This is a genomic window from Mesorhizobium norvegicum, assembly GCF_004919685.1.
Lineage (GTDB): Bacteria > Pseudomonadota > Alphaproteobacteria > Rhizobiales > Rhizobiaceae > Mesorhizobium > Mesorhizobium norvegicum.
The window spans coordinates 70,287-82,063 of sequence record NZ_SMYZ01000050.1; the positions used below are offsets into that span (position 1 = coordinate 70,287).

An 11,777-nucleotide genomic window follows, 5' to 3' on the forward strand; every position below is an offset into this window, starting at 1 on the left:
CGCGGGGAATCAGGCAGATCTTGCCTTTCGCGTCATTCCGCGCTGAGCCCGTATCGGTCGACGACTTCGGCGTTGATGAGCTTGGCATGCAGCGTCATCAGCACGATCTGTGCGTCGAAGCTGTCGCCGGCTTCAAGTGCTGCCTCGATGCGACGCTCGACTTCCAGCGTCCGCTCCCGGCCATTGGCTTGCTCGAAGGTTTCGGGACCTGCGATGCAATAGCTGCACAATTGTGCCACCGACGCATAGGTGCCCGGCGGCGGCTCATCGGACCAACGATCCTTCATCAGATTGACGATGGTGAGTTTTACCCCCTCCGGCACAAGAGCGGGATGCAGATCGGCACCGCGCAGGGCGTCGTCGAGCTGCCTGAGATCGCCCGAGCGGCCGAACATTCCGAGGAAGCCGAGGGAAGAGCGTCGTTGCGCCATGATGTCTCAATCCGTTTCCAGCCACTTAGGTGGTGCGCAAGCCGAATACAAAGGAAGACGAACATTTAGCCACTTACGGCCAGCAACAAGACACCAGCCAGAGCCGATCCGGCGAGCGTCGGCAGCATACCGATTTTCAACCTCAGGATGGCGATCATCGTCGCACAGGAGAGCAGCGCCGCGCGCCAGTCGATCGACGAAAGCACCGGCACATTCATGCCGAGGCCGATGTTGCGGACCTCGTGGAAGATGACATGCAAGGCAAACCACAAAGCGAGATTCATGATGACGCCGACAACAGCGGCGGTGATCGCACCCAGTGCGGCCGACAATGCCTTGTTGCCGCGCAGGGCCTCGATGTAGGGGGCGCCGAGGAATATCCAGAAGAAGCAGGGCGTGAACGTGACCCACAAGGTCAGCAACGCCCCCAGCGATCCGGCAAGCAACGGGTCCAGCGACCCGGGGTGGCGGAACGCGGCGATGAAGCCAACGAATTGCAACACCAGAATGAGTGGGCCTGGCGTCGTTTCAGCAAGCCCAAGACCATCGACCATCTCGCCGGGAGCGAGCCAGCCGAAGGACTGGACGGCTGCCTGCGCGACATAGGCAAGCACCGCATAGGCGCCACCGAAGGTGACGACCGCCATCAGACTGAAGAACCGGCCTATCTCGGTCCAGACGCCCGCAGAGCCGGCAAGCCACCAGATCAGCAGAACAGGCCCGAGCCAGATCGGCAGCCAGATCGCAACCGTGCGCGGCGCATGCCATTTGGTTGGTTTGACATGGGCCAGTTCGCCGCGCTCGAACATCAGGTCGACCGCTCCCTTGCTATCGGCACTATCGTCCTTGCCATGTGCCGAGCCGGAAAACAGCGCCGGAGCAAAGCGGTTTCCCAGCCATCCTGTCAGGCCGGCGAGCAGGATGATGAGCGGGAACGGCACATTCAACGCATAGATGGCGATGAAAGCCGCGACCGCAATCGACATCATGACGCGGTTCTTGAGGGCCCGCCGTCCGATCCGGATCACCGCCTCGATGACAATGGCAAGCACCGCCGCCTTCACCCCGAAAAACAGCGCCGCGACGAGAGGCATGTCGCCATAGAGGACGTAGAGGCTGCTCAAGGCGAGCATGACGAGCGCGCCCGGCACGACGAACAGGATGCCTGCGACAAGGCCACCAATCGTCCTGTGCAGCAGCCAGCCGATGTAGATGGCGAGTTGCTGGGCTTCCGGGCCAGGCAGCAGCATGCAGTAGTTCAGCGCATGCAGGAAACGCTGCTCGCCGATCCAACGCCGCTCCTCGACCAGTTCCTTGTGCATCAGCGCGATCTGCCCGGCAGGTCCGCCGAAACTGAGCAATCCGATTTTCGCCCACACCTTCGTGGCTTCCGTGAAGGTTGGTGCAGCCGGCACCGGAACGTTTCCTGCTGTATCTGCCGGGGCAAGAGCGCTCATGTCGGTTTACCCGCGGCCGGCCAGTTGTGCGTTTCTTCGGTGGCGTCGCGACACCAGCGGAAGAACGCATCGTAGAGCAGCATGCCTGCTTCCAGTTGTTCCAGATCGTTGCGGAACATGCGCGACAGACCAAGCGAGGCAGCCAAAAAGCCGGCGGCCTGGGGCACCAGGTCGAGGCTTGCGGTGTCGGCCGCGCGCACGATTGCGGCAAGGCGATCGAGCGCCTCGGATTCCAGCCCGAACTCCTCGATCATCGTGTCGAAGGTGCAGCGTTCGCCGCGATGGCTCCAGAACACATTGTCGATGTCGAAGGGCACGGCCTGAAAACGGTCGGCCACAGCCAATACTTCAGCGGATTCGACAAACAGGAACACCGCGTCGGGGTCGAGGAAACGCCGGATCAGCCATGGGCAAGCGATGCGGTCGACCTTCGGGCGTGATCGCGTCACCCAGACGGTGGCGCCCCTTTCATTGCGTGGCGGCACCTTGGCGGTGCGGACCAAAAGCCCCCCGGCATCGCGCCAGGCCTCAAACCCGCCTTCAAGGGATTCGGCGGCAATCCCCTCATGGCGCAGCCATGCGACGACGCCTTGCGAGAGCTTTTGCCCCTTCTGGCAGACGACGGCCACCGGCTTGCCGGCGAACCCGGCCGCCCAGGTCGAAACGGTTTTGAAGTCGCGCCGGCATGAGGCCGGCAAGAGGCGCGGATCGGCGTCGAAATCGTCATCGATGCGAACATCGATGACCACCGGCGCACCCGGCAGACCGATCAGACGGGACAGTTGCGGTACAGTGATAGCGGTTGTTGACGGCATGGCGTCCACCTCCTGGAAGAGAAGCTTGGACGCGAACGTTGGGCTGACGCCTCACGGGGTCGTCGCGATGCACCCCTTGTCATGATGGTGGATTTGTTGGGCGCACTTGTCAAGGACAGTGACCGTTCTCGACCTCCCCGACCGTGGCGCAACACGCTGAACGGAAAACGGCTGGCGGCCTGATTGATCAAGCCGCCAGCCGTCGATCCAGAATCAGTGATTGTCCCCGGAGCAATCAATGATTGTCCCTGGGGACACCGCTGGTGTGCGCGACATCCTGGTATTTCACCGCCGGCTTCAGCACCATTCCCTCTGAAAACTGCGCGACCATGCCGCGCTGGATCTCCTGCCAGGGCGTCTGGTGCTTCGGGTAGTGATAGCCACCATTGTTCTGCAGTTCGGCACGGCGCCGGGTGATCTCGTCGTCGGTGACGAGGATGTCGGCCGTGCCCTTGCGCAGGTCGATGCGGACACGGTCGCCGGTCTTGAGCAGCGCCAGTCCGCCGCCGATCGCCGCTTCCGGCGAGGCGTTGAGGATCGACGGCGAGCCCGACGTGCCCGACTGGCGGCCGTCACCGATGCAGGCGAGCGCGTGGATGCCCTTCTTGATGAGATAGGCCGGCGGCTGCATGTTGACGACCTCGGCACCGCCGGGATAGCCGACCGGGCCAGCGCCGCGCATGAACAGGATGGTGTGTTCGTCGATGCCTTGCGCCGGGTCGTCGATGCGGGCGTGGTAATCCTCCGGCCCATCGAAAACCATGGCGTTGCCTTCGAAAGCCTCGGGATCCTTCGGGTTGGACAGATAGCGCTCGCGGAATTCGGGCGAGATGCCGCTGGTCTTCATGATCGCCGAATCGAACAGATTGCCCCTGAGGTTGATGAAGCCGGCATTGGCCTTCAGCGGCTTGGCGACAGAGCGGATGACGTCGGGGTTTTCGTTGGCGACGCCCTCGCTGTTCTCACCGATCGACTTGCCGTTGACGGTGCGTGCGCCGGGATGCGGCAACAGCCCGCCCTTCATCAGTTCGGCAATGACCGCCGGCACGCCGCCGGCATGATGGTAGTCCTCGCCGAGATATTCGCCCGTCGGCTGCAAATTGACCAGTAGCGGCACATTGAGGCCGACCGTCTGCCAGTCGTCATTGTCGAGTTTGACTCCAAGGTGGCGGGCGATGGCGTTGAGGTGGATAGGCGCGTTGGTCGAGCCGCCAATGGCCGAATTGACGACGATGGCGTTCTCGAAAGCCTCTCTCGTCATGATGTCGGACGGCTTCAGATCCTCATGCACCATCTCGACAATGCGTTTTCCGGTCTCATAGGAAATCTGGCCGCGCTCGCGGTAGGGGGCGGGAATGGCGGCCGAACCCGGCAACTGCATGCCAAGCGCCTCGGCCAGCGAGTTCATCGTGGTGGCGGTGCCCATGGTGTTGCAATAGCCCGTGGACGGCGCCGAGGACGCGACGATGTCCATGAACTCGTCATAGCCGATCTCGCCGGCCGAAAGGCGCTGGCGCGATTCCCAGACGATGGTGCCGGAGCCGGTGCGCTTGCCCTTGTGCCAGCCATTGAGCATCGGACCGACCGACAGGGCGATGGCCGGGATGTTGACTGTGGCCGCCGCCATCAGCAGCGCCGGCGTCGTCTTGTCGCAGCCGATGGTCAACACGACGCCATCGAGCGGATAGCCGTACAGCACCTCGACCAGGCTGAGATAGGCAAGGTTGCGGTCGAGTGCTGCGGTCGGGCGTTTGCCGGTCTCCTGGATCGGATGGCACGGGAACTCGAAAGGAATGCCGCCCATCGAGACGATGCCTTCGCGCACGCGCTTGGCGAGTTCGATATGGTGACGGTTGCAAGGCGAGAGGTCGGAGCCGGTCTGGGCGATGCCGATCAGCGGCTTGCCCGACATCAGTTCGGCGCGCGTCAGGCCGTAATTCAGGTAGCGCTCGAGATAGAGCGCCGTCATGCCCGGATTGTCGGGATTGTCGAACCACTCCTGCGAGCGAAATTTTTTCTTGGTGGTGGGGGCGCCTGCCATCGTGGTCTCCGTATTTGTAAGACAAATCGATATGGCAACGCGCGGAAGCAGGCAAGAGGGCGTGCGGTCGCAACCGGACTTTGGTGTGATAGACACGCACCCAGCCGTGCGTTACGGCTTCAGGCAGTCTTGTCCGGGAGGTTTTCATGGCTTTGGTGATCGAAGGCGAGGAGCGCATTGCCGCACCCCTGCAAAAAGTGTGGGAAGCGCTGAACGATCCCGAGGTCTTGAAGGCGACCATCCCCGGTTGCCAGAGCCTGGAGATGAAGTCGCCGACCGAAATGGCGGCGACCGTGGTGGTGAAGATCGGGCCGATCAAGGCGACGTTCAACGGCGAGGTGACGCTGAAGAACCTGAAGCCGCCGCACTCCTACACCATCCAGGGCGAAGGCAAGGGCGGCATTGCCGGCTTCGCCAAGGGCGGCGCCGACGTGACGCTGACGGCAGATGGGCCGGATACCACGGTGTTGAAATACGCGGCCAAGGCCGATGTCGGCGGCAAGATCGCCCAGCTTGGCAGCCGGCTGATCGAATCGACCTCGAAGAAACTGGCCGGACAGTTTTTTTCCAGCTTCGGTGAGAAGGTGGGCGCGGCATAGGTTGCACTTCGCTTGGACGGCGTTTGGTTTGTTCGAGGCCAGCGCTGCCCCTCATCCGCCTGCCGGCACCTTCTCCCCGTATAGTGACGGGGAGAAGGGAGCTGTCGCAACCTCGCCGCTTCTCCTGCACCGCTGACAATTGGCGAAAGCGTCGGTAGCGGCGTCTTTCTCCCCGTCACTATACGGGGAGAAATGTCCGGCAGGACAATGAGGGGCAGCGCCAACCGAACGAAAAATTATTCGAACACAATGTTCGGCACCGCCGCTTCGGCCGCACCACGCTCTTCGTTGACCCTGTCCCAGACCTTCGAAGCGATGTCACGGTAGATTTTCGCCTCGGCGCCGTCAGGCTTCGAGACGACAACCGGCGTGCCGGCATCCGAGCTTTCGCGAATACCCATTTCGAGCGGCACCTCACCGAGGAAAGTGACACCGAGACGCTCGGCCTCGCGGCGCGCGCCGCCATGGCCGAAAATGTCATAGCGCTTGCCGGTGTCCGGAGCGACGAAATAGCTCATGTTCTCGACGATGCCGAGCAACGGCACGTCGACCTTCTTGAACATATTGAGGCCTTTTCGCGCGTCGATCAGGGCCAGATCCTGTGGCGTCGAGACGATGACGGCGCCGGCCAGCGGCACCTGCTGGGCCATGGTCAGCTGCGCGTCGCCGGTGCCGGGCGGCATGTCGACGACGAGCACGTCGAGCCGACCCCATTCGACCTCGCGCAGCATCTGCGTCAGCGCCGACATCACCATCGGGCCGCGCCAGATCATCGGCGTCTCCTCATCGACGAGGAAGCCCATCGACATCACCTTCAGGCCGTAATTCTCCATCGGTTTCAGGATCTTGCCGTCGACGGTCTGCGGCCGGCCGTGGATGTTGAGCAGCCGCGGCATGGACGGGCCGTAGATGTCGGCATCGAGCACGCCGACGCGCAGGCCATTGGCGGCGAGGCCAAGCGCGATGTTGACGGCGGTGGTCGACTTGCCGACGCCGCCCTTGCCGGAGGCAACGGCAATGATCGCCTCGATGCCGGGCACGCCGCGTTTGCCCTGGCTGTGCGAAGCAGGCGCGTGCGGAGCGGCACGTGGCGCGGCGGCTGGAGGAGCGGGCGGCGCCGGCCTGGGTGCGGGACGCGTCGGAACCGGCGCTTCCATGCCGCCGCCCTTCTTCTCGGCCGTCAGCGCGACCACGGCGCCGGCGACACCGGGGATCGCCTTGACGACACGCTCGGCGGCAGCACGCAGTGGCTCCATTTCCTGGGCACGGGCGGCGGGAACGGTAATCGAGAAGAAGACCTTCCCGTCGGCGATGAAAATCTCCGAAACCATGCCGAGGTCGACAATGTTGCCGGTGAAATCCGGCCCGTTGACCGTCTTCAGACGCTCGGTGACGATTTCCTTGGTGACATTTTGCTGGACGGCGGGCATCGCAATTTTCCTTGGGTTCGTCTGCGGCTCACATAGTGCAGATCGAAGGCGACTCCAAGCGCCGTGGTGCCCGCGTCACCTCACCAGGCCCGGTCAAAGGCCAACTTCGCACAGCTGATAGGGACGTGGCGCCGCGCCCACCCAGGCCTCATAGGTTCGACAGCTTGCGGCGTGGAGAGCAAGACCATAGCGCGCAATGATCGTATCCGATCGCTGAATGGTCCTCAGATCGGCTTCCGCCAAACTCATACCCCCTGCAGGCAACGCCACCAGTCGGCAACTCGCGATGTTTGCGGCTTCATCCACCCGCAAGTGCTTGCTCACGCGTTGCAGCAACGCCGACAGCTTCCGGCAGGGCCACCCCGACACAGACAACGCCAAGGGCGCAAGGATGCCGTTCATCTGCGCTACACGCTCTGCCTGTTCGTCAGCGTGGGCTGGCATCACGGCCCAAGCCTTGCCACCTGCCTGCCCGACTATTCCGCGGACACGCGCACTGTATGTCGGCCCTTCCGGAAAGTTCGTCCCGAGGCCAACAGCCGCCATCTCCGGTGGGAAAAAAGGGACCATCCAGCCATTTGGCGCTTCGTCGGCGATCAACAATATTGTCCCCGATCCCGGCAGGTCTGGCACCACCACGCGAAACGCGCGTGTGTCCCACGCCTCGCGGCCCCATGAGCGGGTATCAACCACTGCGTATGTCGCGACCAGAGCGAGCGCTACGGCAGCGACCCGTTTCGCCATGTCGCCGCTGAGGAGCTTGTGCATCACAATCCAAACGACCAGCGGCGCGAGCATTTCCATTGGGACGGCATAGCGATAGATGCTGAAAATCGCCATCCAGATCACGAAGGCCAAGCTCACGAACAACACGACAAGGCGTTCAGCGACCGATAGGATCAGGCTGGATTTGCGCATGGCGACGGCGCCGATCCATAAGACCATCAGAAGCCACAAAACTGGCCAGATAAATGGTCGCATTGGCAGTTCGCCGACACGATGGTCGTCGGTGACCATCGCAAAGGGGAACAGCAGCGCCTCCCAGATACTTTTCGGCAGCCACCGTGTGTCCACAATCGTGATCGGCGCAGCCAGTGGCGCGCCGAACCAAGCATTGAATTGCGGGAACAGTGGATTTCCAAAGACCTGCAGCAACGTGACGAACCAATAGCCGGATGTCGTCGCAACCCCCGCGAGTACACCCAAGCCAAAAGCGAAGGCAAGGGCTGGCCGCCGCAGCCATGGTGCCGGGAGAGCCAAGAGAGCCAAGCACAGGGCGACGGCATACACCGCGTTGGTGAGTTTCAGTCCAACGCCGGCCCCCATCACCAGCCCCGCAGCGGCAACTGAAATGACACCCGGCCACCCAGCCTCCACAACATGTCGTAACTGCCAAATTATGAGAGCAAGGGCGCACAGCACAAACACCGCGGTCGTATTGTCACCCATGGTGTTGCCCAATTCCGATAGGAACGCCGGCCCCGTGCAACCGACCAGCGAAAGCAGAATTGCGGTGGCATCGTTGGGCTTGCCAGAGCTGTCGGAGCTGCCAAGCACGAGACGAACAATGCAAAGCAGCAGCACAAAATTAAGACCGTGGATTGCGCCCATGACAAAGCCGGCCACCATCGCCGGCGCGTGCGTCACCATCGCGTAGTATGGCAAATCGAGCAGGGGATTGAAGTAGCTCTGGAACTGCGCGGCGGCCAAGTCCATGCCGATCCGCCCGCCCAGCAGCGCGTAAGGGTTGTAGAAGTGATAGTTGAGCAAATCCCAGTTACTGTCCTGCCCTAGCAGCAGCGCGGCCAGCCCACCCAGGAGGGGCGCCAACCACATCGCGCGCGCCGCTGCATGAGGGTGGGCGAGCGCGCGTTGGAGGCCGGCTATCCACGACCGAAACGACCCTCGGCGTACAGATTGCGAGCGATCTCGGAACACCCAAGACCTGGCCGACAAAAAATTCAGGACTGTTCCAGCACCAGTGCCCGCAACCAGGCTTAGTATCGGCCGCCACCCTCCCATGATGAAAGCACTGTAGACCGCGTAGTTGGCAGCACCACCAAATGTCATTGCCCCGAGGTAACGCAGACCCTCACGCCACAAAGGCTCGCCAGACTTTACCGCAAAAGTCTTGTGGCGGTTAAGTTGCCAAGTCACAAATACCGCCGCCAGAAACGAAAAAAAACGGCTGGCGAAGGGTCCGAGACCACAGGCAAGCAGCAGATACAGTACACCGGCATCCGCTGCAAAGCCGGCAACACCAGCAGTGGCAAACCAGCCGATCTGCTTGTTTATCATGGCACCGGCGACCGCCGTGCGCCAATTCCGGGAACCCTTAAATAGGCTAGCGTCTTGACCTCGGTTCGACCCCGCGTAACGGTGTCAAGAATAAGCCCGCATGCAAATAGGATGCCGCCTAGCAGGACAAGCGCAACGCAAAGCAGCGCGGTGGGCTGCCGGGGCACCAGTCCCGTCTCGGCGTATGTTTCCAGTAGCGGCACGGCCAGGCCGATCGCCAACAATGTTGTCGCAACGGAACCCAGTGAAAAGAAAAAGAGCGGCTTCTCTGCCTTGAACAGTCTCACTATGGTCGTCAGAATGCGAATTCCGTCCCGATACGTCCGAAGCTTGCTCTGTGACCCCTTCGGGCGGGCACCATAGTCCGTGAGCACCTCTGCCACCGGCATGCGTAGTTCAAGGGCGTGGACAGTCAATTCTGTTTCGATCTCAAAGCCAGTGGAATGTGCTGGAAAAGATTTCACATATCTGCGTGAAAACACCCGATAGCCTGACAGCATGTCCGAAACCGTTCTGCCGAACAGTACCGCCACACAGCGGGTTAGCATGCGGTTGCCGAAGCGATGGCCGAAGCGATAGGCTTCGCTGCCCTCGAGCCGTTCACTGCTCCGGGTACCAACCACCATGTCGAGCCGGTCCGAAAGCAAACGATCAATCATGCGCGGAGCGTCGGCAATGGTGTACGTGGCGTCGCCGTCCGTCATCACATAAACATCGGCTTCGATGTCGGCGAACATGCGCCGCACTACGTTGCCTTTGCCCGGCATAGGTACCGTCAGGACTTGGGCACCCGCTGCGGCTGCAATGCGTCCAGTGTCGTCGGAAGAGTTATTGTCAAATACGAAAATGTCTGCTGTTGGCAAATACCGGCGAAAGTCTGCAATCACCTGCGCGATTGTGGCGCCCTCGTTGTGGCAGGGAACGATAACTGCAATGCGGGGCGCACCACTCATAGGCATTGGTAACGACCGGCTCTGGCTTTCTGGCAAAAAAGGACACAATTGCTGGAGCAATCTGCAGCGGGCAAAAACATGAAGATCCGTACCAAGGACAGGAAGTTGCCCCGATGTACAACGAGAACCAACGGTTTCGCAACTTGAGGGTCGTGCCTATGGGACGGTGCGATTGACGGTCCGGTCGCCGTGCATTCTGCATGGGGGCGAGACGCCGCGCATCATTTGTGCAGGCTATGGCTAATAACTACGACGCAAATCATTCGCGTCTAACAGCGACAGGCTACCTTCTTTCATGATCGACAAGCTTTCATGATCGACAAGCTGGAATTCTTCATCGCGCTGGCCAGGGAAGAGCATTTCGGCCGGGCGGCGGAGGTGTGCGGCGTCACCCAGCCGACGCTGTCGGCCGGCATCAAGTAGCTGGAGGGCCAGCTTGGCGTCATGCTGATTCTGGGCGGGCGAGGCGCGATGGAACCGGCGCCTCCAAGCCGCGGAGCAATGGCTGCCTTGGCGTGCCCGGAAAAACGATGGGCCCCGTCGGATTTCATCAGCATCAAACGTCTTCCAGATGATCGAGTGCCGGTGCGGCCAGCAATCAGCCAGCCGACAGTCGTCAAACAGTCGAAGAGACCTATTTCAACGACCAGCACGGGACCGACAATCAAGAGAAGGAGGCGACCATGCTCGCAAACAGCAACGCAACGGCCAATCTGGCGGTAAAGGACCTGGCAAAGGCCAAGGCTTTCTATGAGGGAACACTTGGCCTGAAACAGGTGCACGATGAGGGCGGTGAACTGATCGTGTACAAAAGCGGCGATACCACCCTCAACGTCTATCATTCCCAATTTGCCGGAACCAACAAGGCAACGGCGGTGACATGGATGGTTGGCGACGAGATCGGCAATGTCGTCAAGGAACTGAAATCGAAGGGCGTCACCTTCGAGCACTATGAGATGCCGGGCCTGACGCTGGAGGGCGACGTCCATGTCGGCTACGGAATGAAGGTCGCCTGGTTCAAGGATCCGGACGGCAACATCCTGAACCTTGTGGACAGGTAGGCTTCTTCATGTCACCTCGCCAGGCCGACCGCGAGGTAGGTGAGCGCCGAAATCACGGCGGTGGCCGGCAAGGTGACGATCCAGGCAATGACGATGTTGCCGGCAATGCCCCAGCGCACGGCCGAGACGCGGCGGGCGGCGCCGACACCGATGATGGCGCCGGTGATGGTGTGGGTGGTCGACACGGGAATGCCGAGCCAGGTCGCTGCAAACAGGGTGATCGCCCCACCCGTCTCGGCGCAAAAACCCTGCATCGGGTTCAGCCGGGTGATCTTCGAGCCCATGGTGTGGACGATGCGCCAGCCACCGAACAAGGTGCCGAGCGCCAATGCCGACTGGCAGGTGAGGACCACCCAGAGCGGCACATAAAAAGTCGCGCCGAGCATGCCTTGCGAATAGAGCAGCACGGCGATGATGCCCATGGTCTTCTGGGCGTCATTGCCGCCGTGCCCGAGCGAATAGAGCGAGGCGGAAAAGAACTGCATGACGCGGAAGGTGCTGTCGACGGCAAACGGCGTCTGGCGCACGAAGAGCCAGGAAACGGCAAGGATCAGGACAAGCGCCAGGACAAAACCGGTCGCCGGCGACACGACGATTGCCGCAACCGTCTTGCCAAGCCCTGTCCAGACGATGGCGCCCAAGCCTGCCTTTGCCACACCGGCGCCGACCAGGCCGCCGATCAGCGCATGCGA

The 11,777-nt window shown here is 61.8% G+C and carries 10 protein-coding genes and 1 pseudogene; 3 read left to right on the forward strand and 8 right to left on the reverse strand.

Going from position 1 to position 11,777, the window contains the following annotated elements; all coding sequences use genetic code 11:
• Positions 1 to 32: 32 nt before the first annotated feature.
• From FCU66_RS21320 to FCU66_RS21335, 4 genes are all read right to left on the reverse strand, one after another.
• Complete coding sequence (locus FCU66_RS21320; protein WP_136619915.1) at positions 33 to 431, reverse strand: hypothetical protein; 399 nt, start codon at positions 429 to 431, stop codon at positions 33 to 35.
• A gap of 65 nt (positions 432 to 496) precedes the next feature.
• Positions 497 to 1,888: a chromate efflux transporter gene (gene chrA, locus FCU66_RS21325; RefSeq protein WP_136619916.1), complete on the reverse strand. Its 1,392-nt coding sequence runs from the start codon at positions 1,886 to 1,888 to the stop codon at positions 497 to 499.
• Positions 1,885 to 2,703 (reverse strand): chromate resistance protein ChrB domain-containing protein, encoded by an 819-nt coding sequence (locus FCU66_RS21330; RefSeq protein ID WP_136619917.1) that lies wholly within the window; start codon positions 2,701 to 2,703, stop codon positions 1,885 to 1,887. The genes chrA and FCU66_RS21330 overlap by 4 nt, the downstream gene beginning before the upstream one ends.
• Before the next feature lie 235 nt (positions 2,704 to 2,938).
• Positions 2,939 to 4,744, reverse strand: a complete 1,806-nt coding sequence (locus FCU66_RS21335) for an IlvD/Edd family dehydratase (protein WP_126067519.1) — start codon at positions 4,742 to 4,744, stop codon at positions 2,939 to 2,941.
• Between the two features lie 146 nt (positions 4,745 to 4,890).
• Between FCU66_RS21335 and FCU66_RS21340 the strand changes: the two genes are divergently transcribed.
• Positions 4,891 to 5,343, forward strand: coding sequence for an SRPBCC family protein (locus FCU66_RS21340; protein ID WP_136619918.1), 453 nt, complete (start codon positions 4,891 to 4,893; stop codon positions 5,341 to 5,343).
• Positions 5,344 to 5,579: 236 nt separating this feature from the next.
• On the opposite strand, the gene FCU66_RS21350 is transcribed toward FCU66_RS21340, so the two are convergent.
• From FCU66_RS21350 to FCU66_RS21360, 3 genes are all read right to left on the reverse strand, one after another.
• The gene (locus FCU66_RS21350) at positions 5,580 to 6,773 is read right to left on the reverse strand and encodes an Mrp/NBP35 family ATP-binding protein (RefSeq protein ID WP_136619919.1); all 1,194 of its coding nucleotides are present in this window, start codon (positions 6,771 to 6,773) and stop codon (positions 5,580 to 5,582) included.
• A 93-nt stretch (positions 6,774 to 6,866) separates the two neighbouring features.
• Positions 6,867 to 9,071 (reverse strand): GtrA family protein, encoded by a 2,205-nt coding sequence (locus FCU66_RS21355; protein ID WP_136619920.1) that lies wholly within the window; start codon positions 9,069 to 9,071, stop codon positions 6,867 to 6,869.
• Positions 9,068 to 10,024 carry a glycosyltransferase family 2 protein gene (locus FCU66_RS21360; protein ID WP_206077156.1) on the reverse strand — a complete coding sequence of 319 codons (957 nt, stop codon included), beginning with the start codon at positions 10,022 to 10,024 and terminating at the stop codon, positions 9,068 to 9,070. Before FCU66_RS21360 ends, FCU66_RS21355 begins: the two co-directional genes overlap by 4 nt.
• A 312-nt stretch (positions 10,025 to 10,336) precedes the next feature.
• Here FCU66_RS21360 and FCU66_RS21365 point away from each other — a divergent pair.
• A pseudogene (locus FCU66_RS21365) lies at positions 10,337 to 10,444 on the forward strand (LysR family transcriptional regulator); the annotation flags it as partial.
• A gap of 263 nt (positions 10,445 to 10,707) precedes the next feature.
• Entirely contained in the window at positions 10,708 to 11,085 is a 378-nt protein-coding gene (locus FCU66_RS21370) for a VOC family protein (protein WP_136619922.1), read from the forward strand.
• Positions 11,086 to 11,096: 11 nt separating this feature from the next.
• Here the strand turns inward: FCU66_RS21370 and FCU66_RS21375 are convergent.
• On the reverse strand, positions 11,097 to 11,777 hold a 681-nt coding region (locus FCU66_RS21375), incomplete at its 5' end, for an inorganic phosphate transporter (RefSeq protein WP_136625440.1).

Coding starts and splice junctions, on each gene's coding strand:
- FCU66_RS21320 (WP_136619915.1), bottom strand. CDS start 431: ATGGCGCAACGACGCTCTTCCCTCGGCTTCCTCGGAATGTTCGGCCGC.
- chrA (WP_136619916.1), bottom strand. CDS start 1,888: ATGAGCGCTCTTGCCCCGGCAGATACAGCAGGAAACGTTCCGGTGCCG.
- FCU66_RS21330 (WP_136619917.1), bottom strand. CDS start 2,703: ATGCCGTCAACAACCGCTATCACTGTACCGCAACTGTCCCGTCTGATC.
- FCU66_RS21335 (WP_126067519.1), bottom strand. CDS start 4,744: ATGGCAGGCGCCCCCACCACCAAGAAAAAATTTCGCTCGCAGGAGTGG.
- FCU66_RS21340 (WP_136619918.1), top strand. CDS start 4,891: ATGGCTTTGGTGATCGAAGGCGAGGAGCGCATTGCCGCACCCCTGCAA.
- FCU66_RS21350 (WP_136619919.1), bottom strand. CDS start 6,773: ATGCCCGCCGTCCAGCAAAATGTCACCAAGGAAATCGTCACCGAGCGT.
- FCU66_RS21355 (WP_136619920.1), bottom strand. CDS start 9,071: ATGATAAACAAGCAGATCGGCTGGTTTGCCACTGCTGGTGTTGCCGGC.
- FCU66_RS21360 (WP_206077156.1), bottom strand. CDS start 10,024: ATGAGTGGTGCGCCCCGCATTGCAGTTATCGTTCCCTGCCACAACGAG.
- FCU66_RS21370 (WP_136619922.1), top strand. CDS start 10,708: ATGCTCGCAAACAGCAACGCAACGGCCAATCTGGCGGTAAAGGACCTG.